The following is a 23,967-nucleotide window of genomic DNA, read 5'->3' as shown; positions in this document are numbered from 1 at the left end:
TTATGACTTTTCAAAATCATAACTATGAGTTATAAAAATCATTACGATGAAATCTTTCGATACATGTAAATTCAAACACGGTGTTTAGTCGTCTTCCCTGAAGAACAGGTCATAGTCTGTATCAATCTGGTAGTCGACTACTCCCCATTTTTGTAACCATTCAATGTCTTTTTTTGCATCCAGCAGATTGTCGTTATTCATTGCTACCCTGTATGGACGATTAACGCAAGCCATTATTTTAATGTTGTTCTTTTTGCACCATTGGATGATTCGCGAATTCAGTTCGTCAATGCCTGCAAACAGAAAGTAATAATCTTTTGTTTTTTCGCCGTCGGCTTTAAAGAATTCGTCTTTTTCCCTAATCAGCATTGTTATGTAACTTTTCCCTTTGAAATAGTTGCCATGGCCAATAAAGTAAGAAGACTTCAGATAACCGGTCTGACTGAGTATCCGCTCTAATTCCTGATAAAATTCGAGACTGGGTTTGTCTATTTTTATATCGATCATCAGTTCTTCTATTTTGCCTTTACAATGATTGCAATAATCTTCCATTGAAACAATTGTATTGGTTTTCCTTTTTAGTGGACGAAGCGCTTGTATTTCAGCCCAGGTAAGTTCCGAACCGGTTGCTTTCGAGTCGTAATCTTGTTCGAATGTCCGGTTGTGATAAAGGAATAGTTTACCGTCTTTGCTTTGTCTTACATCAATTTCTACTCCAGTGTAGCCTCGTTTTATGGCTTCATCAAGAGCGCCAATACTGTTTTCAGGATAGAGACCGTTTTCTGTAACACCGCCGCGATGGGCAATCAACCGGTATTTCCTGTCAATGTTGGAACCGTTTACTTCTGAAATAAAAACAGAGAGTAAACCGATGATTAGAATTAAGTAAGTCTTCATAATTTATAGATTTGTGTAATTATTGTTTTGAATCAAAATACCGGAGCCTTTATCTATTTCTTCCTGTGGTAACGGGAAAAAGTAATTCTTAGGTCTTTTGAAATTCTTACGGCCTATATCTGTGGTGTTGGATGACGACGGATCGGCATAAAGTTTCTCTAAATCTATCCAATTGATACGATCCCAGCGAACCAGGTCAAAATGTCTTCGGTTTTCTCCCGCCAGTTCCAGACGCCGTTCTTTTATTAATTCGTCTTTTCCTGCGTTCTTGATAGCAGGCAAGCCGACACGTGCTCTCACGGTATTTATTTCTGTGTCGCCGGCCCCTGTGCCCGATTTTCTAATTTTGGCTTCTGCCACTAATAGGTAAATATCGGATGTACGCATTAAAGGGATCAGCAAGTCGAAATTGAGCTTACCGTCGTTTGTAAAGGTAGTATATTTATTGAAATGATATCCTGTTTCGGATTTGCTTGCATCATAATCCTGCAATTTACTGCCTATTTGAATCTTGTCTCCGGCAGCCCACATGGTCATGATTCTTCGCGGGTCGTTGCCGAAAGCTTCATATAAGTTGGGAAGTGGGTGGAAAAAATTCCAGCCTCCCAAATCACGGGGAGAAAAATAATAAATAGTGGATGTGTTACGCCAGGTAGATGAAGAGGCTACGTATAATAACATCTCTGTAGTAGGTGTGGATTTTTGCCTGAAATTGGCCTGATAATCTGTTGCTAATTTATAGTTGGCATTATTTATTACCTTTTCTCCGGCAGAGATTGCCTCATTTAGCAGGTTCTCTTTGCCGCTATAGCTAGACCAATGCATGTATAACTGGGTCAGGTAAGCATAAGCTGTCCCTTTGCTGATCCTTCCGGGAGAAGCCGTTTCATCTAACAATTCGGCTGCTTTTTTCAGGTCTTTTTCTATTTGCGAAAGCACTTCGTCGATATTTGCTTTTGGCTTGTTGTAATTAGCCGTTTTGACGTCATCCTCCAGTATTAAAGGTATTTCTCCATACGGAAGATAAAGCCACCAATAAGCGAAAGCCCTGAAGAAATATGTTTCGCCCAGACTGCGGTTTTTTATGGATTCCGAAATATTATTCATAGACGGAACATGAATTAATATATTGTTGGCTCTCGAGATCAATTCATATTTCCATTTCCAACCTGCTTTTAGCTGGGCATTTCCCGTATCGAATGTAAATGTTTCTATAGCTTCGTCTTCGGCATGGTCGCCTGCCCGGAACATATCGTCAGAACAGATATCCCATGTATAGTCTCCATGCGCAACAAAGTCTTCTACTATTAAAATACCATATAATCCGGTAACTGCATCCACTACAGCTTGTTCGTTTTTGAAGTAATTTCCCTCTGTATAGATACCTTTGGGATCGGAAGACAGGAAATTCTCACAGGATGTTAGCATATACCCTGTAAGAAGGCATGCTATTATATATAAATTTATTCGTTTCATATCTGTAATTGTTTTAAATTAGAAATTAACTTTCAATCCCAGGATGAATTTTCGGCTGGCAGGGTATTGAGCATAGTCAACACCTCTTTGCTTGTTGCCATCCGTGTAGCCGATTTCGGGAGAATAACCTGTGTACGGAGTGATTGTGAACAGGTTTTCTGCCGTTACGTATAAACGAAGGGCGTTGATTCTGAGATGTTGGGTCAACCGTTTAGGAATATTGTATCCTAATGTGGCTGTTTTTAGTTTCAGATAATCTCCTTTTTCAATGAACAAATCTGAAGTACGATGATTCAGGTTAGTCCGTTGTGTTGACATCTTAGGAATGGAATTGCTGGTTCCTTCTCCGTGCCATCTGCCCAATGCTTCTGCATACATATTGTAAGAATAACTCGGATCCAGACCTTGCATCCGGTCTGCATTATACAGTTCGGCTCCGAAGCTGCCTATGAAGTTTAATGATAAATCAAATCCTTTATATCCGAACTTGGCCTGGAATCCTAGGATTGTATTCGGATTCGGATCTCCCAGATATGTACGGTCTTTTTCATCAATGACACCATCGTTGTTGATATCAACAAACCGGACATCACCCGGAGTGATATTACCTTTCTGAGGATCGTTCTGTATGTTTGGGTCGTTTTGTATCTCTTGCATGTTTTGATAAAGACCATCTGTTTTCCAACCATAAAAAGATGCGATGGGTTTACCTTCATAGCTGCGTGATATTTCCTGAGCTTGGCGTCCGTAAGAAACGGAACCGATATAGTTGTTGTTGCCGTATAACTTTAAAATTTTGTTTTTTACAAAAGAAAGATTCATACTTAAGTCGTACATAAAACCATTAGAAAGCTCTTGTCTAAAACCTGCTTCAATTTCCCATCCCCTGTTTCTCATTTCTCCGATGTTACTGTCAGGTATGGTGGCGCGTCCCAGTGTTCCGATAGCTACGGTCGGGACCAGCATATCTACTGTTTTCTTATCAAACCATGTCACGGAAGCTGTTAATTTCTGATCGAAAAAGGTTCCGTCTATTCCTATATTTGTCATACCTGTCTTTTCCCAGGTTATTAAAGGATTGGATAAGCTGTTGATTTTAGCACCGCCTACTTGTTCCGCACCGAACGTGTATTTGTTGCCGTAATCAATGTTCTTTTTCATGATGGTAAGGTACTGCAAGTCTGCTACGTCTTGATTTCCCAGTAATCCCCAACCCCCGATTAATTTCAGGTTATCAATAAAGTTGACATCTTTCAGGAAAGATTCTTCAGAAAGTCTCCAACCCAGTGAAAATGCAGGGAAGTAACCCCATTGCTGTCCCGGCGCAAATTTAGATGATCCATCGGCGCGGAATGTCAATGTCAATAAATATCTGTTGTTGAATGAATAAAAACCGCGTCCGAAGAAAGAGGCCAGGGAGGACTCCGGATAATAATTTCCGTTTATGGCTCCCATTACGGAACCGTTATCCATAACCAGTTGATCATCGCTTTCGTCTGCAAAACTTTTCTTTGTTGCGTTAAAAAAATCACCTTTGTTTTTTTGGGCAGAGAAACCGGCCATAATATTCATATTATGTTTTTCTTGTATCTTCTTTTGGTAAGAAAGATATACTTCGCCCAGAAATGAATACCTGTTTTGATATCCTTGCTGCAATTCGGCATCATTTCTTTTACGCATCTGTTCGGTGACTTGTGGAAAAAAATCTTTGTAATTATATATGGTACCATCGAAAGCTGCGTTTCCTTTTAAAACAAGATCATCTATGATTTTGAAATCCAGAGTTAAGGCTGCCAGTAAACCGTGGTTGGTTTTTTCATGCCTTTCTGTAGATATCTCATATACGGGATTGTTTATATCTCCTAATTCATTATTCTCTACAGCAGATCCCCAGTGTTCGTCGTCAATACGGCATGGAATTGCCGGGTTGAACCGGAGAGCTTGCCATACTACTCCATTATAGACAGAAGCCGTACTGGGATTATACCATTTACGGTAGGTATATTGCACACTTTGTCCTACTTTAAACCGGTCTGTAATCTGGTGGTCTGAGTTCAAGCGGAAAGATATACGTTCAAAATCTGAGTTCGTGATAATACCTTTTTCTTTGTAGTATCCGATACTGGACATGAAGTTTGATTTTTGATTGCCTCCGGTTAAACGTACATCCGCATTATAAACACTTCCCTGGTCAAATAACTCATCTTGCCAATTTGTGCGTTGAACTCCGTAGTAAGGATTTTCCCAAAATGTATTTACTGGAATGTTATCGTTGGCATAGCGTTCTTTTTTTAACATCACCAAATCAGGAGCAGTCAACAGGTCTAATGTTTTGCTAACATTGGCTATACCTGCAAAAGCATTGATTTCTACGTTTGTTCTTGTTTCTTTGTTTCCCCTCTTTGTTGTGATGATAACTACTCCGTTTGCTGCACGCGTTCCGTAGATTGCAGAGGAAGAGGCATCTTTCAAGATTTCTATTGTTTCGATGTCATTCGGATTTATATCCGATATTTTACCCGAAGGAACTCCGTCTACTACTACAAGAGGATTAGAGGCATTCATACTGCCTGTTCCGCGGACGCGTATGGTCGGTTCCGCACCGGGAGAGCCACCGTCAGATACGATATCTATACCTGATGCCAATCCTTGCAATGCATTTGTCAATTGTGCTACGGGTAAATTTTTAAGGTCATCTCCTTTTATGGCTGCAATAGAGCCTGTAACATCACGTTTTTGTTGAACTCCATAACCGACAACAACAATTTCCTCTAATTTTTTCAAATCATCTTGCATAATGATTTGGATAGTTTTCTGGTTGTTGACTTTGATTTCCTGGTTTATATATCCAATATATGAAGCTATAATAGTACAACCTTGAGGAACTTCAAGTTCGAAATTTCCGTCGATGTCACTGATAGCTCCTATACTCGTTTCTTTAACCAGAATATTGACTCCGATAAGCGGATCTCCGGCAATATCTTTTATATTTCCTTTGATAAGGATATTTTTCTGCTGAGGTGAAGTTGTGGGAGTGCTTTTTAAAGAAAACTGAGTCTCTTTTTCTTTACGGAGAACAATTTGCCTGTTATTAATAATGTAGGTAATACCTGTGTTTTTGAGTGCTTCTTCCACTATTTTTTCTACAGGTTTGTTTTCCAGATTAACATGAACTTTTTGGTTCATGTTGATTTTGTCGCTGTGGTAGAGAACTACATATCCGCTTTCTTGTTCAATATAAGAAAAAACATCTTTCAGAGACATGTTTTGCAGGTTCTCTGTTAACTCAAATTTCTCCTGTGATACAGAGTATCCGTGTAGCGGCAATATAGAAAACGATGCCACCGTCGTACATAAACAGATACATTTTAGATAATTAGTCTTTTTTAGACTAACCTGTTTTCTTTTTTTCATACCTTTGTTTTCTAATTCTTTAATGTGTAACTTTTTAGGGAATTCATAGGATCGGATAATACGACCAATATTATCCGGTCTTTTTTTGTTTTTCTTTTTTCTTCAATAGGCATTTGTTTTTAGTAATTAATATGTTATTTCCCGACGAATAAATAAAAACCAGTTTCTTTATTCCCTTTACATTCTAATGAAAGAGATTCTTCTATGTTTTTCAGTACACCTTCTATGTCTTTTCGTAAATCGAGTTTTCCCGAAATAGGAATATCAGCTACTTCTGTAGCATAATTTATGTTGACACCATAAAAACGGGATAATTGATTTAAGACATCGCTTGTTTTGTCAGAGTCCAGAAACAGTAAATTGTCTTTCCAACTTGTATATTTAAGTACATTGACATTTTGTGTAGTCGTTTTTTCTGGTGTGATATATGCCAATTGATCCGGTTGAAGTACTATTTTTTCTTTCTGGGTGGTTTCTATTTCCACTTTACCATGTACCAGTACGACAGATCCGGCTTTATCCTCCTTGTAGGCAGATACATTAAAAGCTGTTCCCAGTACTTTTATGTCGAAATTGGATGATTTGACAATAAACGGAGATTTGGGATTGGGCGCTACCTCTAAATAGACTTCTCCTTCTATCACTATTTCCCGTTTGTTTTTGTCGAATATCCGGGGGTATATAACTCGGCTTCCTGCGTTTATATAAGCTTTGGTTCCATCGGAAAATATGATTTCCGTACGTTTTCCTTTAGGGACTATTATTTGGTTTAATTGTATTTTACTATGGTGAATATCATCATGTATTGAGTCTTTGATCTGTTCCCGGGGAATTGTTAAAGAACCATCCGTACTATAATGAAGTATGGATTTGTCTTTTAGCTTTATGTGCGTTTGAGGAGTCATCAGACAAATATCGTCTATGCATTCGATAGTTGTCATATTATCCAGTAGTTGGGCCGATAAAGTATGATTGTTTTTGAAGTGGTTATTGTAAATATTCAAAGAAAGAAAGATACATACGATTGCTGTGGCTGAGTATGATATCCATAAAATTGTGCGTGTAAATGTACTTTTTTTCTGGGAAGAGGTTTTTGCATAAAGTTGTCTTTCTACCTCCTTCCAGGAGTTGTCTATTTCCTTTTTATTTATCTTTTCAGTCTGTTTAATAAGTGACAGAAACTGTTGTGATTTATGGATAAATAAATTGTTATATGTGCTCTTTTTCTTGTTCACTCGTCAATCTTTTTCATTAATACGAGGTGTTTTGAAAAAGGTACTCGTTAAAAGCGGATGGTTAACATTCTTTTGCAAATTTGGGGTTTAGCCAGTTTACAATATCTTTGATTTTTGGTGTATGGATGATGGAAATTACTTTACTTCCATGTATCTGCGCCTCTTTCCATTTCAGAAAATATAATTCGCGAAATTTAATGAGAGAGCGATATAGTAGATTTTTACTGGATTGGTAATTGATATCGAAAGCGGAAGATATATCAGCATGACTAACTTCTGCAACATAAAAGAGATAAAGTATTTCCTGTTGACGTAATGGAAGCTCCATGAAAGCGAGTTTTATAATCGCGTATTTGAGTGAAGCAGATTTATCTGTGGCTGATAGAACCAATTCGCTTTCAAATGTGAGTATTTCATCAATACAAGGGAACATTTCCTTTTGCTCACTTTGAGCTTTAAGCATGTCATAAAGATGATTTCTGAATGCTTTTAATAAGTAACCTTTAACTAATGCTGTTTTCGATAATGTACGGTGGTTTTGAATCAGACGGACAAAAAGATTCTGTATACAATCACGTATCAAATCTTTGTCTGCAGAAAATTTACAGCCATAATTATATAAAAGAGGATAAAATCGCTTATATAATTCTTCGAAAGCTCTTTTATCTCCTTTGAGGCACAACTCCCATATTGCTTCATCGGAAGATCTTTTCATTTTGCTACAATTAATGAGGACAAAAGTATAATGTTGTTTTTTCAAATATATTTCAAAATAATTACAAATGGAATATGTGGTTTTTAATCATATATTTTGATTTGTACCTCTTTCATTTTAATAGCGGCGACAAGATAGGTAATTTTATTAAAATAGAAAAAGGATTAGAAATTTTCTTTCTAATCCTTTTTTGAGGAAGAGGTTCCTGGCGAACCTCTACTTCTTTATTTTGCTTATATCTTTAATAAAAGATTAAACGCATATCTATTTGAAAATTAGTATATTGTTTTATTTGATAAAGAAAAAGAAATAAAATAAGATAAAAGATTGTAGTACCAATGTAGTACCAAATTAAAAAGAACCTCTATATTTATAGTACCAATTTAAACAGTAAAAGATATGGCAGCTACATTCATTCTAAGAACCGATAAAAGCGAAGGATATGCAACCTTATACGCTCGCATACAAAACAGAGTGCCAAAGATAAACATTCGGGTGTCTACTGGGCTAGAAGTTGATATCAAGGAATGGAATAAGTCTTTGACTGGTGCAAAAGCATTAACAGCGTTCAGGAATGGTAAAGGCAAAGACCTTGTTCTTAAACTTGATGCTATTTTTTCTATGCTTGATGCTCTTATAAAGAATGGTGTGGCTATTACTTCCGACATGGCTAAAGAGCGCATTCATGAAATAGTGTATGCAGAACAGATCGCAGCTGAAAAGGAACGTGCAGAAGCCGAGGCGAAAGCATTGGAAGAAGAACAGGCTAGAAACTTCAATGACTTCATTGTTCAATTCATCCATGAGTGCGAAACAGGAAAGCGTAAGAAAAAAGGCGGTACTACTAACGTATCACCTGGAACAGTAAAAAGTTATAAGGGCTTCCATTCGCAGTTTAAAGCATATCAGGAAGTAAGGCTAAGAGTTATTGATTTTGGTGATCTAACAATAGAGTTCTACAATGATTTCCGGTTATTCTTGACCGACAAAGAATATTCCCCCAATACTATTGCCAGAATGGTAAAGATTTGCAAAACGATCTGTTACGCAGCTGAGCAATTAAAGTTAATGGATGCCGGTAACGTTCGATCTGCGTTTGATGTTATTTACAAAGATGTTGATAATGTTTATTTGACAGAAGAACGCATACAGGAGCTTTACGAGTATGATTTATCTAATCGTCCGGCATGGGAGAAAGTAAAAGATGTGTTTGTAGTAGGCTGCCTGACCGGACAGCGTGTAAGCGATTATAAGCGTATCAATGCAAAGATGGTCGTTACTCTTACTGATGGGAACCGTTATATTAAACTAAAGCAGGAAAAGACAAGGAACATTGTGTATATCCCCCAGGACTCTCGGGTAGAAGCTATCTTGAACAAGTATGACGGATCTTTGCCAAAAGTTTACGATCAAAAGATAAACGATCATATCAAAGAGATCGGCGAGGCATTAGGTTGGACGGAGATGGTAGAATTGAATGAACAACGGGGAGCAATGGAGTATGTAGCAAAGAAACGTTTTTGCGACCTTTTGAAAACTCATACTTGCCGTAGAAGTCTTGCGACTAATATGTATAAGGCTGGTGCTTCTTTAAGTTCTATTATGGCAATTACAGGTCATAGCAGTGAGCAACAATTGAGAACGTATCTTAAACTAGATGAGTTGGAAAAAAGTATGTTAGCAGCAAAAGAGAATTATTTCACAAAATTGAAAGTAGCCAAATAAAGAAAAATGACAATGTTTGACGATTATGTGTGTTACATCCCTAATGATTCATCCGACATGCAGGATGAATTACATTTTTTCCCTTCCAGACATGATATAAATATGTCAAATGTGGCAAATCGTATTTATGGCCATGAGCCCTATAATTTGATTGATAGTTATGACTTAAGTATACAAATATCATTAGTAAAATTCTTAATTTACTATGACATTAGGATTCATGGAATAATACAAATGATATACGAAACAGAAGCTGAACATGGAGGCTACAAAGCAGTAGGGCAAGCTGAGGATATATTAAATGCGGGTAAGTCTATTAAACACATTAGCATTAATTACGGGGGAAAACATAAACCCATTAGAATAACCAATCGTGAATTTTTGGGAATGCTAATCAATAGTATAAATGATATCTGTAAGGATCTTATTGAACATTATCCTTTATGTGATATGCAAGATAAGGGTGGGTTACGCAGTTCTTATTTTGCAGATTTTCGAGATGAACTTAGACCCCTATACTTATTCCTGAAAGAATTAGGCTATGAGGATAATTTATGCTACACTAAAATATACAATCTCCTTCAATTAAATTTTTGCAATATAACTTCGTGGCTAGATACTAAGGTGAAAATAGAAATATACGGTGCAGTTGCTGGCGGCAACATAGCCTTTGATAATTTTTTTTCATCAGATAAAATAAAGGAAAGTATACGAAAAAGTAATGTTAATAAATTGAATATAAGAATGTAACGAAAAAAATATGCTGCACTTTTTGTTGCCGTGGGACTATTAAAGATTATAATCTTTTTTAGTCCCTTTTGTTTACCTTTTCCTTTGCATAAAAGATTTGCGGTGCACAACGAATCTTTCTTTATCAATCTAAAAAGAATAGGAAAGATGAATAATTTAAATTCAATACAACAATCTGTCATAATGAGCTTTTTTGCTCCTATTATAGATGTTATCGTAGATAAGGTATCAGAGAAGGTACTTGTAGCTACAGAAAAGAGAGAACTGAGGTATTATACCCGGCAAGAAACAGCCGATAAAATACATGTAACATTACCTACTTTGGCAAGGCTTACTAAAGAGGGGATTATTGAGTCTAAACGAATTGGAAGTAGAATACTGTATGATGCGGACGCTATAGATCGAGCTGTGAAAGAGCAAGTAGTATTTAAATATCGGAGGGGATAACATGGGAACAAGAAAAAGGGCGACCGAAGCCGCCAATCTCCCTAATGATAAGGGCAAAGATAATGAGTTTCGGCTACAATACCAAATTGTTTATCAGTCTTTTAAGGAACGGCCAAAGACGATGCTAGATGTATCCTTGGAAACCGGAATACTGAGAGCTAATATCTGCCGTTACGTGGCTAACATGGAAGATAAAGGACTGATCCAGCTTCTTTACAAGAAAGAGGACGAGCACACGAAGTTTGCGGCTGGATATTATACAACAGATAAAGAGTTATTCCGTCAAGTTGATAACCGGCAATTAAAACTATTTGGGGAGGGTGAATAATGGGAGGCTTTAACTACATTCGAGCCATAGGTGCAGAACTGCAAAAAGCCGATCAACTGGCGGCAGAGATACCGGAGCAGATAGGGATGTTTACAGTTAAGACCGCCAACCGAACTATAAAGGAGGCGGCACTAAGACCGAACCCGGATGCGCTTTGGTTATCGTTATGGTATGAGGGTGAGGTATGCTGTTTGTTCTCTGATTCTAATTTGGGTAAGTCTATCTATGCCGTACAGATTGCGACAAGTATAGCGGAACGGCAAAGGGCTTTATACTTTGACTTTGAGTTATCAGATAAGCAATTTCAACTACGATATAGCGATGAGGCAGGAAGTCTGTACCAATTCCCGGATAATCTGTATAGGGTCGAAATAAACCGGGATTCTTTAGACGCTACCAACTTTGAGGAAGCCGTTATAGGGAATATTGAACAAACAGCCATACAAACGGGTGCAAAGGTGCTTATCATTGATAATCTTACTTATCTGTGTATTGCTTCTGAGAAAGGAGATGCAGCAGGTACACTTATGTTTCGGCTTATGGCTCTGAAAAGGAAATACGGTTTATCAATGTTTATACTGGCTCACACCCCTAAACGGTGCTTATCTAATCCAATAACGCAAAACGACCTTGCTGGAAGTAAGAAGCTCTATAACTTCTTTGATAGTGTCTTTGCTATTGGTAAGAGCGCAAAAGATAACAATGTTCGGTATATCAAACAGCTAAAGGTAAGGTATGGTAACTATACCTATGATGCCGACAACGTGATAGTGTCTGCCATTGAAAAGGCAGGAACGTTCTTACAGTTTGTGAATATCGGATATGCGGCAGAGAAAGAACACCTGAAGGAACAAACCGATAAGGATATATCCCAACTGGCAGAGAAAGCTAAAGAGTTAATATCTCAAGGGGTGAGTTACCGAAATGCGGCAAGTGAGTTAGGTGTATCACTTGGTAAGATCCAGAGGATTATTAAAAAGAGTGTATCGGGTTGATATTGTAAATTGCAATGTAAATTATTGAATATCAGTATTAATTAAAACTGTATCGTATCGATACAATTGCGACATACCCGATACAGTAAAGCAAAAAAGTTATGGAAAATTTTAGTCAACCATATTTAGAGAAATATACAGGAAAAGCATCCCGGCATAAATGCCCGAGGTGTAACGATCCTCATTCATTCGCTCGTTATTTGGACGGTAACACCGGACAGGTCATAGATAAGAATGTAGGCAGGTGTAACCATGAAAGCGGATGCGGCTACCATTACACACCTAAACAGTTCTTTATTGATAATCCGGTAAAGAGAGAACGGTTTGTAGCTCCTGTCCGGCAAAAGCCAATACAGAAGCCTCAACAGGAAGTAAGCTATATCCCTTTCCAATACGTCGAAAAGGCAGTAAGCTATAACAGTGCGCTTATCCGCTTCTTGTGCGGCTTATTTGACCGTTATTCGTTGGAATCCCCTACTATTGTCCGGGTCATGAATGATTATGCCCTGGGAGCCACTAAAGACGGTAGTATTATCTATTGGCAGATAGACATCAAAGGGAAGGTAAGAACTGGCAAGGTTATGAAGTACGATCCGAATACCGGGCATAGGATTAAAAGTGGTGGGGGTATTAACTGGATTCATGCAAGGATGAAGAAACAGCAACTACTACCATATAATTTTAATTTGGTTCAATGCCTTTTTGGCGAACACTTACTAAGGATGTACCCTGCTAAAGTGGTTGCTTTGGTAGAATCTGAAAAGAGTGCTTTAATCGCTTCCGGTGTTTATCCTGATTACATTTGGTTGGCTACTGGTGGCAAATCTCAACTGTCTATTGATAAATTGAAAGTGTTACGAGGTAGAACGGTTATCATGTTCCCGGATGTGGACGGGTTCGAGTATTGGACGAATAAGGCTAAAGAGATTGAGGATATCGGATGCAAAGTAGTAGTTTCCGATCTGCTGGAAAAGAATGCGACGGCGGAGGATAGAGAGAATAAGATAGACCTTGCCGACTGGCTTATAAAGCAATTATCAATAGACACAGTAACAAACGTTAGGGATGAGTTAACAGAAGCGGAAAGAAACCTGCAAAAATTACTAATGATTAACCCCACATTACAATTACTAATTAATTCATTTAATCTACAATTGGCATGATAGCAACAAAAGTAGAAAATATCGACCAGATACGCCTTATTGACCGAATGGGTATGAGGATACCGTTTGATATCGCCTGGTGGGCGAGAAACCTAAAGAAAGGGAGTATCTATTTATACGTGGATCACGACAATAGACTAGATTACGCTTTTCGATTTACGGGTAAGCAGCCTGTTGTATTAGCCTTCGAACGGTTTGTAATGGAGATTATGTAGCATGGAGAAGCTAGATTTAATCTACAAACAGCAGCCTTCAGATATAGGCTATGAATCCCCGGACGTAAGTAATATGTTTAAGTTGAGGGTTGACAGTCGGACAATGTTCTATTTCCGTACGAAGGAGCAACGGCAACAGTTTATTCAGAAGCGATATGACCGGAAGTTGAAACGTTTTTATCTGCATTTTGATGACTGGTAAGAGAGGGGGTATACCCCCAGTATACCAGGTGCTAGAATTGAGGGGCATTCGATACAGATAAATTTTTTTCTTGGTTTTTTTACTTACTATTAAAACATAAATAATTATGAAACAGATTATTGATTTACCAAACACAGTTATCAACGAAGAAGCAAGAGCGGAAGAATTGCAGAGATTCCATGACATTGAGCAGTTTATCAATGAAAGTCTAGTTCCTGCATTCGAAAAGGAAGGCTTTGCAGTTGATATTGAATTGCTGGAAGCTTTAAAGACTGAACGGGCTATAGCGGAAATTATCCGAAATAAAGAACGGGAATACGTTTTTTCCCTTCCTTTTTGCCCGAATGAGGAGAAAGTAAGGATCAGAAAGGTTTTTGATGCTGTCTTAGGTCGTTTGGAGGGAGTTTGTACGGATTATGCCCGGAACATCAAAGGTGTAAAATTATCGCTTATTCAAGCGGAAAACGGACAATTCTATTTTAATCCTGATGAATTAGACAAGCATATTTCATCAATCGGTGTACGTAAATTCCGTGAAGAAGAAAAGAAGCTGTTTGAACTATATCAAAAATTGTACGCAGCATACAGGGAATGCCGGGATTATGAGAAAGAGCAGGGTTTGCGACCTTTTGCCGGTAATCAGCTTTGGTTTGCCCGTTTTGGCCAGGGTGTAACAGTTGGAGAGTTTGCTAAATGGGATTTATTCCGGTTAAAGCAGCTTTCTTCAAAGTACAGCAATGAACGATTTGAGAGATCCGGCGTTAATTCAGTAGGTCACTAATTATTAATCACTGGGGTGTGCTTATTTTCCGGCATACCCTCTTAATCAAAGTATTATGGCACAACAGATATATTCGCAAGAAGAAAGGGCGGCTTTTATGTCGCAATTAACAGAGAAAGAACGATTTTGTTTACAGGCTTATCTGATTACCAAAGACAAGAAAATGGCTTTCGTATGCTCACGGGGAAAGCCGTTAAAATCTGAGGGTGAAGGGTTCCGGGTTAACCTATCCAAATGGTTCAACAGTGATAAAGTACAGGCTTTCATTCAGGAATACCAGACCCAGGTACGAGCAGATGCCATTGACAGAGGCACAGAGGGCCAGGATATCGACAAAACTGAACTAGTTAGGGAACTGACAATATTATTCAGAAAAGAGAAAGACCCGAAGTTAAAGGCCGATATCGGCATGAAACTTGCCGACCTTCAGCAGATGAAGAAAGAACAGACGGAACAAGGGGAACAGATCAATTATTATCTTCCCTTGCAATGTTCGAGATGCGCTTTGTATCTTAAGGAGAAGGAATCAATAGCGAAAGCTGGTCAACCGGAAAGTTGAGCAGACAGTTTAGGAGTTAGCCCTGTTCCGGTAACAATCGGTTCGGGGCTTTTTATTTCTTGTATCGTTCTAAGTGTATCGATACGATACAGTATCTAAAACTCTATAAATCAATACGTGTAACCGTATCGATACCGATACACCTGATACGCTCAACTGTCCCACTGTCCCAAGTGTCCCACATCTTCAAAAGTGGGATAAAGCTATGTAACAACTTGGTATTATTATAGTTATCTGTCCCAGGAGTGGGACGGGACAATGTTGTTTATTCCAGTTCATACCCTTCGTAGTAATATGACTGGTTAATACCCTTAAATATCACTTCCCGATCATTTACACGGTCTGTCAATGCTTGTTTCAGTAAGACCCTTAATTCCAGATCGTTTATAGGGCTTCGTTCCATCGCTTGTAAATACAGAACCTTATCGACATTTTGCCAGTCTACAACAACAGAAAGACGCTTTTTAAGGATCATATCAAGCCATATCCTAGCAGATCGTCCGTTCCCTTCCATAAATGGATGAGCGACATTCATTTCAACGTATTTCGCTATAATTTCATCGAATGTAGTTTCCGGCATGTTCTCTATTACAGGTAATATTGCATCTAGGTATAAGCAATTGGCAAATCGGAAGTTCCCTTTTGATAAGTTGAGTTTTCTCACCTTCCCGGCAAAGTCATACAGTCCGTCGAAAAGATACCGGTGTATGTCACATAAGCCTTTTACGGTTCCTACCTCGATACGATCTATATTGCCGGTATCAAACAAGGCATGTGCTTTCTCTAGGCTTAATCTGTCTATTTCTTTTGTATTCATATTCATTCAGCTTTGATATTGATGTTTTTCCCGCAATGAGGACAGGTAAAGAATAAGGAGCCTTTTTGGGGGTGCTCGAAGAGGTCTGTAACCGGGCATCCTATTGCATCCGCTATTTTATTTAAAGTTTCTACTGTAGGGTTCCCGTTTACACTGTTTGATAAAGTTACACGATTTACCCCTAGTTTATCAGCAAGCTCCGTTATTGTCATGCCTTTTTCTTTAATAAGTTCTTTAATTCTAAGTTCCATAATTACAGCTTTTATATTTACAGAACAAATATACTTCTTTTTCTTATTTGTAGGCATAAAAGCTACTATTTTACTGTTAAAGTAGTGTTAAAACTTCTATTGTTCGCTATTTGTGTAAATATAAAACCTACCTTTGTGTCATAAACGAAGATTAAAGGCTATACAAAACAATGGAAGCACCAAAGTACAACAAAAGCAGAATCATGAAATCAGCTTGGTCAATGTTCAAAGCAGGTAAGAAGGTTGGCCGCCATGTATTAACATTTGGAGAATGCTTGAAAGAAGCCTGGAAGAACGAACGGTCTTCTTATAACAAAGCTATGAACATGTATAACCTTTGGAACCTTGCAGCAAAGCAGGAAAAGGAAAGAGACGCAAAGCGCAATGTAAAGGTTTCTTCTATGGCTTTCATGGCTGATACTTTGGTGAACTATTATGCTAACAGCAGATATAACGGAGATTAATAATCAGGGTGGGGTGGATAGTAACCACTCCATCCCAAACAAAAAATATTATTGACATAAATACATCATGGAAACAAAAAGAACTAACATCGACAGTGCAATCTTAGATAAGATTGCAGAATTACAGAGTAATAACAATGCACGTATCATGGATATCTTACAAGAGATAGACGAAATTACATGCGACACGGCCGTAATGATTCCCATGTTTAGCGAGAAAGGAGGCCGTAAATGAATGATACATTAAATATGGTAAACAAGAAGATTGATGTGCTGAATCTTAAATTGGATGTCATACTAGAAGAGATAGTCTTATTGGGAGGTGTCCAAAAACAATTCCATGAAGATATAAGGAGCCGAATCAACACACAAACGACAAGAGAGCAAATATCGGATAGTTGTAAGATTATTAACTTTAATCCAAAATAATAGGCATGGATAGATCTATACTTGAAGAATTACTGTATTACAACGATTTGCTAAAATCATTACTAAATTAATCGTATTAATTGCTACATAAAACAAGATAGATGCAGGATTGCACGTTGAGGGTCTTTCGTGCCCAACGTATCCAGACGCCCCTCCGGTAATATCGCCGGAGGGTTTGTACGACAATCCAAAATTGGATTCATGTAGATCGTAATGACGGGACAATGTAGAGTGAGACTACAACAGGAGTGCACTATTTTGTGCTTTCTCCACTATCGATTATACGTTTTGCGAAATCGCAATGGGGTATGTTGAAAATACAACATAGAGAAGGTAATGGCAAAGGCCAGAAAATCCAAACACGAAAAACTGTAGCATCTTCTTTACCATTTATTGTAGTGACCGAACGTAGTCATCTACAGTAGTATTGACCTTTAAAAATCGTCAAGATAAAATTAGCGAGGAAAACCGGGTTAAAGACTACGGTGTAGTAATTTGTCATGGTATCTATTTGCAATAAAAAAGGCTCTATTACCCGAAATAAGCAATAGAACCTTTTTTTTGATGTAGTACCAATGTAGTACCATTTTGTTTTTTGATGAGGTCTCTGGCGGATTCGAACCGCCGTGCATGGTTTTGCAGACCACTGACTAAGCCACTCATCCAAGAGACCTTACGGGATTGTCGTAATTTAAAAGTTAAAATAATTCATTACGTCAATTGAGGTTCCTGGCGGATTCGAACCGCCGTACATGGTTTTGCAGACCACTGACTAAGCCACTCATCCAAGGAACCAATATATGTATGCAAAAATCCTCATTTTGCGAGTGCAAAGAAATAGAATATATTTGGAATAACCAAATGTTTTATTCTTTTTGTTGCTTTCTCGAAAATCCATTATACGTGGTCTGGCTATCTATTTCATTGGGTAACTGTAATCTTTTCAACGTAATATTGTAGAAGTAGGAAAAATGCAGTTACTTTGCTATCTCGTTTAGATAAAAACAAAAATATGACATATATTGAAACAGAAATACCCGGTGTTTGGATTATTGAACCAAAAGTGTTTAATGATGCGCGGGGATATTTTATGGAAGCGTTCAAACAGTCTGATTTTGAGGCGCATATCGGGCAGGTTGATTTTATACAGGATAATGAATCTTGTTCTACTAAAGGAGTGTTAAGAGGGTTGCATTATCAGTTGGCTCCTTATTCTCAAGCAAAGTTGGTACGCGTGATAAAAGGAAGTGTTTTGGACATTGCCGTCGATGTACGTGCAGGTTCTCCTTCATATGGAAAATATGTAGCGGTTGAGTTGTCCGGAGAGAATAAACGTCAGTTTTTTATTCCTCGGGGGTTTGCCCATGGTTTTCATGTTTTAAGTGATGAAGCCATATTTACATATAAAGTTGATAATCAGTATATGCCTTCGCATGAAAGGGGGATTCGTTTTGATGATCCGGCTATTCATGTGGATTGGAGCATTGAAGATATTGAATGTGTTAATCTCTCTGAGAAAGATAAAAATGCACCTTGTCTGGAAGATGCCGAACTAAACTTTACATTTTAAACGATATACTAAAGGGAATACAAATATGAAAACTTATTTGGTTACCGGTGCAGCCGGTTTTATTGGAGCCAACTTTATTAAATATATGTTGGCAAAGTATCAGGATATAAAAGTGGTAATACTTGATTCGCTGACATATGCCGGTAATCTGGGTACAATTGCAACAGATATAGACAATAATCGTTGTGTGTTTGTAAAAGGTGATATTTGTGACAGGACATTAGCAGATGAGCTGTTTGCCAAATATCAGTTTAATTATGTAGTTAATTTTGCTGCCGAAAGCCATGTGGACCGTAGTATAGAGAACCCTCAATTATTCCTTATCACTAATATACTTGGTACGCAAAACTTGCTGGATGCAGCCCGTCAGGCATGGGTGACGGGAAGAGACGATCAAGGTTATCCTACCTGGCGTAAAGATGTTCGTTTCCATCAGGTTTCTACAGACGAAGTATATGGAAGTTTGGGTACCGAGGGCTATTTCCACGAGACAACCCCTTTGGATCCGCGTAGCCCTTACAGTGCTTCAAAGACTAGTGCAGATCTGTTTGTAAAGGCTTATTTTGAGACGTATAAAATGCCTGTAAGCATAACGCGTTGTTCTAATAATTATGGTCCGTATCATTTCCCGGAAAAATTGATACCTCTTATCATTAAGAATATACTGGAAGGTAAAAAACTACCTGTGTATGGTGATGGAACAAATGTTCGTGATTGGTTATATGTGGAAGATCACTGTAAGGCAATTGATGCCGTTATTCATAATGGACGTGAAGGAGAAGTTTATAATGTAGGCGGACATAATGAAAAGCAAAATATTGAAATTGTGAAATTAACAATTCGTACAATCCGTCAATTGATGACCGATCAGCCGGAGTATCGCCAGATACTAAAAAAGAGAGAAATAGATGCTGATGGCCGAATCTCTGTCGAATGGATTAACGACGATCTGATAACATTTGTAAAAGACCGTTTAGGACATGACCAGCGTTATGCTATCGATCCTTCTAAAATTACCAAAGAATTAGGCTGGATTCCCGAAACATGTTTCGAAGTTGGTATCGAAAAGACAATCCGTTGGTATTTGGAAAACCAGAAATGGGTAGAAGATATTACAGGTGGCGATTATATGAAATATTATGAACAAATGTATGCCGGAAGAGAATTGAAGTAAACTCCCGGCTATTCGGCCAATTCTTCTGCTTTTGCATGTATATGTGTCGAAACGTGTTCTGCTACAAGGCTGCCCGCTAATTCCGGTGCAGCCTCTTTTATTTGTTTCCGTATAGCTTCACGTATATTATGCCGTATATTAGTTCTTGTACTATCCAGTTCTGCTTGTTTTGCTGGTTTTAAGAAGTCTTTATATTTGCATTTTACGATTTTGTATTTGAAATCATCCAGGTTTCCTTTGATATCGATACCCAGCTTGAATGGTACGGGGGATTTTAGTACTGAGATATGATAATCGAATGTCATATCCAGATTGTGTGTTCCGCCAACAGCCACTTTGTAACGGTCCATTTCTACTAAAAAAGGGAATACTTCTATTTTATCATCATGTATGGCGAGATCTACGGAAATACTATCTATCATATTACGCTTTTTATTCTTAAACATAAGTGTTTTTGATATTTCGGTAAATGTTTCACCATCTAGTAATACCATGTTTTTTCCATGCAAATAACAGGCCGAATTCAAAGAAGGCAAAATAACAGACATTGTAGAGTCTATTTTGCAGGTAGCCGTAACTTGGCAATCCACAACGCCTTCAAACGAGCGGAGCATTGGAACTAATGTGTCAATGGCAGGGTAGAGACTTATTAGTTTTTCCACCTGGATTTGTTCCAGGTCAAGATCAAAGCCTGCGGTGGCACCTTGTTTGTTTTTTGCTGTATATACCATGGTCAGTGTTCCACATCCCATGTTTGAGTGCATACTTAAATTGCTCAAATTAACGCTTTGATCTCGCAAGATAACTTCTCCTTGTACATTTTCCAATGCCAGATCTTTGAAATCAATGCGCTTTGCGTTGGTATGAAGTGTAACATCTATATTTGCCGGAAGTATGAATAACTGATCGGTTGAATCGGCTTCTGCATCGGTTACGGTTGCTTGTATATCTTGTGTGTTCATATTGGTTATAGTACCGTTGCTAAGTGCTGTTAACTCGGAAGATACAGGGTGTTGCTCGGCATATTGCATGCCATTGTTCAGAGCTTTCATTAACTGGTTGCAATCTATATAGTCTGATGTGAGATTGAAATTCCCTGTTAATTTTCTACCACGGAGCATTGCCTGACGAATATGATTTATTTCTCCGCTTAATTTCAAATCGCTTTTTCCCAGATGCAGACGGGCATCTGTAAGAGTAGCTGTATTTGTGTCGAATTTTATACTTGTTTGTTCCATATGCATCGGAACAGGAAAAAGGTGGCTGAATGCCCGTAATTGCTTGAAGCTGACGTTTCCGCGTGCTTCCCATTTTCGTAATAGTTTATTTGTATAGTCCAGAGAATCTTGTTTTGCTTGTGAAGTGGTTTTGGTGCGTTTACGTACAACTTGTTGAGAGTTGCCAGACCGTAACCTTCTCTGCTGAGCCGCTTCACGATAAGGTAAAGCTTCAATATTGAATTGACTGCCAGTTAGAATTGCTCCGGTTCGTATAGGTGACATGAAGTATTTTAATGTATCGACATTAATTGTTGCAGCTATTGTTGGAATCCGTTTGTTTGTTGCAGATGCTTTCATACCCCCTTGCAAAGATGTGTGTCCTGCAATAACCCATACGGAGTCAGGTAAACGACTGCTTAAGTGATCGAATTCTATACCGGCAACTAAAGGTATTACAGCAGTGGTATCAATAACCGGAGTCGTGTTTGCCTGCATTTCTAATTGCCTGATCTTTGTATTTATATCGTCTTTATATGTTATATTCATTGTATCGATTGCCAAAGTGGCATTCAACAATCCTTTTTTATTCAGATATTTGCTTTCATTTTTTGTCGAACCTATAAAGAAACGGGTGCCGACAATATACATATCCATGTCTAAAGGTTTACTGAATGCTTTAAAATGGTCAATGTTTAAAATACCGGCGGCTTGTACTTTCCCATACCGGCTGTTTAATATATCGTTTACAGTAAATATTGCTTTCAGATCAGCTTCCAGTTTTCCCTCAAGTAATAAGGTGTCAGGATTTAGAAATTCTTTTGCCAAATGTGTAAAATCAACCTGCCCTTTTATTTGGGTATTGATTGCCGGGTTTTTGAACACATTGGTTACTTTCCCATTCATATTGAAAGACGTGTTCTGACCTTTTACGGTTAATTCTTCCAGAGATATGTAAGAGGAATCCGGATATTGTCCGTTCAAATGAATATCCAGATCCATTTGTATAGAGTCTATTCCCTGTTTTATTCCGCTTATGTGATAAGAGCCGTCATTTATTTTGCAACATAAATTGACTGAGGGAGTTATGCTGTCTCCAAATTCTCCATGAATATTTCCATCCAGAATAATACTTCCTTTTGCCTGCATTTTTTCCCTATTTTGGAAATAAGCATCGGGTATGAATTTAAGCAGGTCGTTCATGTCAGAGATTTTTAATCCCATATCCATATCGATACGCATACGTTTGCTATCCGGTATTGTGATAATTGATCCATCAGCGGTAAAAGGAAGAGAGTTGATTAATAATTCAGCATTTTTCAGTGTAATAGTATTGTAGTTGTTGCCGAGTTGTAATCTGCTTTTCAGTTTCAACGCAAGTTTATTTTGTAGTGTATAAGCCTGGCTGCGGAATAAAATAGAAGATGTTCCTGTTTCTATGTCCAGTGTGTTTTCTCCTTTGGTTAGTGAACCATCTATATTAAGGAAGAATCCTTTTATTTCCGTAAATACGTCTTGTTGTCGGTCATCGTATGTGAAATGTCCATTTGATATGCGTACTTTTTGTAAATCTATAGGAGGCAAAGACTTTTTGTTGTCGTTGTCTGTAGATGTGCTATCATGTTCGTTATGATATATATCCCAGTTTGTTCTACCAGCTTTATTAACAAATCCGTAAAAACGCGGATTGTCTATGATTACTTCACCTATTGTTATTTTTCCACCAAATAAATAATCGGTCGGACGCAATGATATGGTTGCGTTGCGGAAACTTAATAATGAATCCGATGGTATATGCAGACTCTCTTTGTGCATAGTGGAGTCTTCACCTAGATGAGAAATTAGCCGTCCATTGGTGAGTCGGATGCCCAAATGAGGATAGGTCTCAAAATAAGTAAGTTCTACTTTTTCGCATTCCAGATGTGCGTCGAGGAATTCATTTGTTTTTTGTATTACCAGAGGTGTTAGTTTTTCGGGAGGGAGAACCCCCCATTTTAGTACGCCGAATCCGATGGTTGGTAATATAAAAAAGAGAGTAATTAAAACTACTGCAGATACTATAAATATTTTTTTCTTGCTCTTTGTCATAATCTTTCTTTGTTTTGCCTTACAAATGTATATAAATAAACGCATATCTTTGTATTAATAAGTTTATTTAAAACGAAACAAGTCATGGATTTTCGCCTTAAAGTTTTTCATAGCGTAGCATGTAATTTGAGTTTTACTAAAGCATCACGCGAGTTGTATATAAGTCAGCCTGCCATAAGCAAACATATCCATGAGTTGGAAGTACAATATAAGACGCCGTTATTTGAACGTGTAGGGAGCCGTATCAAATTGACGAGGGCAGGAGAGTTATTGCTGTCGCATACAAATCTTCTTTTATCAGCTTACCGTCAACTGGATTTTGAAATGAATCTGCTTACCAATAATTTTTCAGGAGAACTTCGCTTAGGTGCTAGCACTACTATCTCGCAATATGTATTGCCTCCTATATTATCTTCTTTTATAAAGAAGTTTCCTGATATTCGTGTATCTCTTCTGAACGGAAATAGCCGCAATATAGAGCAAGCTCTTTGGGAAGGTAAAATCACATTGGGGATGGTAGAGGGAAGCACACGCCAGAATACATTGCATTATAGTCCTTTTATGAAAGACGAATTGGTTGTTGTTACCCATACGGGTAGTAAATTTGCTCATTTTGATGAACTTACTCTTGAACAACTGCGTTCGTTGCCGCTTGTGTTGCGTGAAAACGGATCAGGTACTTTAGAAGTGTTGGAAACGGCCTTGACTACTCATCAAATCAAGCTTTCACAACTGAATGTATTAATGCAATTAGGAAGTACGGAAAGTATCAAATTATTTCTTGAAAATTCTGATGCATTAGGTATTTTATCTGTTCGTGCAGTTACACGCGAGTTAATGTCCGGCTCTCTTAAAGTAATAGACATAGATGATTTTAAAGCAGAACGGATGTTTTCTTTTGTAGAACCTTTGGGACAGAATAGCGGATTGGAGGAAAGTTTTATACGTTACGTGGAACGTTATTGCTAGTTTGTCGGAAATGATCTCGATCTTTTTATAAAATGATCCCGATGATTTGGAAAAAAGATACTGATCATTTTTGTTCATCGTGTCCG

The 23,967-nt window shown here is 38.0% G+C and carries 23 protein-coding genes and 2 tRNA genes; 15 read left to right on the top strand and 10 right to left on the bottom strand.

Translation table 11 applies throughout. The features are described 5' to 3' along the window. Positions 1-84 precede the first annotated feature (84 nt). The 5 genes from CTY47_RS01990 to CTY47_RS01970 all read right to left on the bottom strand — a co-directional run bounded on the left by CTY47_RS01990 (position 85) and on the right by CTY47_RS01970 (position 7,737). The gene (locus tag CTY47_RS01990; protein WP_099463177.1) at positions 85-897 is read right to left on the bottom strand and encodes a glycerophosphodiester phosphodiesterase; all 813 of its coding nucleotides are present in this window, start codon (positions 895-897) and stop codon (positions 85-87) included. A 3-nt stretch (positions 898-900) separates the two neighbouring features. Next, positions 901-2,373: a RagB/SusD family nutrient uptake outer membrane protein gene (locus CTY47_RS01985; protein ID WP_099463176.1), complete on the bottom strand. Its 1,473-nt coding sequence runs from the start codon at positions 2,371-2,373 to the stop codon at positions 901-903. Positions 2,374-2,391: 18 nt separating this feature from the next. After that, a complete protein-coding gene (locus tag CTY47_RS01980) occupies positions 2,392-5,787 on the bottom strand; it encodes a TonB-dependent receptor (RefSeq protein WP_099463175.1) in 3,396 nt (1,131 codons plus the stop codon). Between the two features lie 134 nt (positions 5,788-5,921). Beyond that, positions 5,922-7,022, bottom strand: a complete 1,101-nt coding sequence (locus tag CTY47_RS01975) for a FecR family protein (RefSeq protein ID WP_099463174.1) — start codon at positions 7,020-7,022, stop codon at positions 5,922-5,924. A gap of 61 nt (positions 7,023-7,083) precedes the next feature. Then, the gene (locus CTY47_RS01970; protein ID WP_099463173.1) at positions 7,084-7,737 is read right to left on the bottom strand and encodes an RNA polymerase sigma factor; all 654 of its coding nucleotides are present in this window, start codon (positions 7,735-7,737) and stop codon (positions 7,084-7,086) included. A 399-nt stretch (positions 7,738-8,136) separates the two neighbouring features. Between CTY47_RS01970 and CTY47_RS01965 the strand changes: the two genes are divergently transcribed. The 10 genes from CTY47_RS01965 to CTY47_RS01920 all read left to right on the top strand — a co-directional run bounded on the left by CTY47_RS01965 (position 8,137) and on the right by CTY47_RS01920 (position 14,902). After that, a complete protein-coding gene (locus CTY47_RS01965; protein WP_099463172.1) occupies positions 8,137-9,462 on the top strand; it encodes a tyrosine-type recombinase/integrase in 1,326 nt (441 codons plus the stop codon). A gap of 12 nt (positions 9,463-9,474) precedes the next feature. Continuing rightward, on the top strand, positions 9,475-10,212 hold the full coding sequence (locus tag CTY47_RS01960; RefSeq protein ID WP_143813317.1) for a hypothetical protein: 738 nt from the start codon (positions 9,475-9,477) through the stop codon (positions 10,210-10,212). Between the two features lie 147 nt (positions 10,213-10,359). Further along, positions 10,360-10,659 (top strand): helix-turn-helix domain-containing protein, encoded by a 300-nt coding sequence (locus CTY47_RS01955; RefSeq protein WP_099464036.1) that lies wholly within the window; start codon positions 10,360-10,362, stop codon positions 10,657-10,659. A 1-nt stretch (position 10,660) separates the two neighbouring features. Beyond that, positions 10,661-10,987: a hypothetical protein gene (locus CTY47_RS17215; RefSeq protein WP_233202071.1), complete on the top strand. Its 327-nt coding sequence runs from the start codon at positions 10,661-10,663 to the stop codon at positions 10,985-10,987. Continuing rightward, positions 10,987-11,982 carry an AAA family ATPase gene (locus tag CTY47_RS01945; protein WP_099463170.1) on the top strand — a complete coding sequence of 332 codons (996 nt, stop codon included), beginning with the start codon at positions 10,987-10,989 and terminating at the stop codon, positions 11,980-11,982. The genes CTY47_RS17215 and CTY47_RS01945 overlap by 1 nt, the downstream gene beginning before the upstream one ends. Before the next feature lie 101 nt (positions 11,983-12,083). Beyond that, positions 12,084-13,145, top strand: coding sequence for a DUF6371 domain-containing protein (locus CTY47_RS01940; protein ID WP_099463169.1), 1,062 nt, complete (start codon positions 12,084-12,086; stop codon positions 13,143-13,145). Next, positions 13,142-13,360, top strand: coding sequence for a hypothetical protein (locus tag CTY47_RS01935; protein WP_099463168.1), 219 nt, complete (start codon positions 13,142-13,144; stop codon positions 13,358-13,360). Before CTY47_RS01940 ends, CTY47_RS01935 begins: the two co-directional genes overlap by 4 nt. Before the next feature lies 1 nt (position 13,361). Continuing rightward, positions 13,362-13,562: a hypothetical protein gene (locus CTY47_RS01930; RefSeq protein ID WP_099463167.1), complete on the top strand. Its 201-nt coding sequence runs from the start codon at positions 13,362-13,364 to the stop codon at positions 13,560-13,562. A 106-nt stretch (positions 13,563-13,668) separates the two neighbouring features. Then, the gene (locus tag CTY47_RS01925) at positions 13,669-14,343 is read left to right on the top strand and encodes a hypothetical protein (protein WP_099463166.1); all 675 of its coding nucleotides are present in this window, start codon (positions 13,669-13,671) and stop codon (positions 14,341-14,343) included. A gap of 55 nt (positions 14,344-14,398) precedes the next feature. Further along, on the top strand, positions 14,399-14,902 hold the full coding sequence (locus tag CTY47_RS01920; RefSeq protein ID WP_099463165.1) for a hypothetical protein: 504 nt from the start codon (positions 14,399-14,401) through the stop codon (positions 14,900-14,902). A gap of 265 nt (positions 14,903-15,167) precedes the next feature. On the opposite strand, the gene fic is transcribed toward CTY47_RS01920, so the two are convergent. Continuing rightward, the gene (gene fic, locus CTY47_RS01915) at positions 15,168-15,719 is read right to left on the bottom strand and encodes a protein adenylyltransferase Fic (protein ID WP_099464035.1); all 552 of its coding nucleotides are present in this window, start codon (positions 15,717-15,719) and stop codon (positions 15,168-15,170) included. 2 nt (positions 15,720-15,721) lie between these two features. Continuing rightward, a complete protein-coding gene (locus CTY47_RS01910) occupies positions 15,722-15,970 on the bottom strand; it encodes a helix-turn-helix domain-containing protein (RefSeq protein WP_099464034.1) in 249 nt (82 codons plus the stop codon). A 203-nt stretch (positions 15,971-16,173) separates the two neighbouring features. Between CTY47_RS01910 and CTY47_RS01905 the strand changes: the two genes are divergently transcribed. Further along, on the top strand, positions 16,174-16,434 hold the full coding sequence (locus CTY47_RS01905; RefSeq protein WP_143813316.1) for a hypothetical protein: 261 nt from the start codon (positions 16,174-16,176) through the stop codon (positions 16,432-16,434). Positions 16,435-16,501: 67 nt separating this feature from the next. Further along, on the top strand, positions 16,502-16,669 hold the full coding sequence (locus CTY47_RS16890; protein WP_158228496.1) for a hypothetical protein: 168 nt from the start codon (positions 16,502-16,504) through the stop codon (positions 16,667-16,669). Between the two features lie 795 nt (positions 16,670-17,464). Here CTY47_RS16890 and CTY47_RS01895 read toward each other — a convergent pair. Both CTY47_RS01895 and CTY47_RS01890 read right to left on the bottom strand, forming a co-directional pair. Further along, positions 17,465-17,536, bottom strand: a tRNA-Cys gene (locus CTY47_RS01895). 50 nt (positions 17,537-17,586) lie between these two features. After that, a tRNA-Cys gene (locus CTY47_RS01890) sits at positions 17,587-17,658 on the bottom strand. Between the two features lie 217 nt (positions 17,659-17,875). Here CTY47_RS01890 and rfbC point away from each other — a divergent pair. Together rfbC and rfbB are read left to right on the top strand one after the other, a co-directional pair. Next, positions 17,876-18,433: a dTDP-4-dehydrorhamnose 3,5-epimerase gene (gene rfbC / locus CTY47_RS01885; protein ID WP_099463162.1), complete on the top strand. Its 558-nt coding sequence runs from the start codon at positions 17,876-17,878 to the stop codon at positions 18,431-18,433. Between the two features lie 25 nt (positions 18,434-18,458). Continuing rightward, positions 18,459-19,607, top strand: coding sequence for a dTDP-glucose 4,6-dehydratase (gene rfbB, locus CTY47_RS01880; RefSeq protein ID WP_099463161.1), 1,149 nt, complete (start codon positions 18,459-18,461; stop codon positions 19,605-19,607). Positions 19,608-19,615: 8 nt separating this feature from the next. Here rfbB and CTY47_RS01875 read toward each other — a convergent pair whose 3' ends face one another. Beyond that, complete coding sequence (locus CTY47_RS01875; RefSeq protein ID WP_099463160.1) at positions 19,616-22,912, bottom strand: AsmA-like C-terminal region-containing protein; 3,297 nt, start codon at positions 22,910-22,912, stop codon at positions 19,616-19,618. 84 nt (positions 22,913-22,996) lie between these two features. Between CTY47_RS01875 and CTY47_RS01870 the strand changes: the two genes are divergently transcribed. Then, positions 22,997-23,881, top strand: a complete 885-nt coding sequence (locus CTY47_RS01870) for a LysR family transcriptional regulator (RefSeq protein ID WP_099463159.1) — start codon at positions 22,997-22,999, stop codon at positions 23,879-23,881. The last annotated feature ends 86 nt before the right edge of the window (positions 23,882-23,967 follow it).

The sequence above is a fragment of the Parabacteroides provencensis genome (genome assembly GCF_900232875.1).
Lineage (GTDB): Bacteria > Bacteroidota > Bacteroidia > Bacteroidales > Tannerellaceae > Parabacteroides > Parabacteroides chinchillae.
This window is presented reverse-complemented; position numbering and strand designations above follow the sequence as displayed.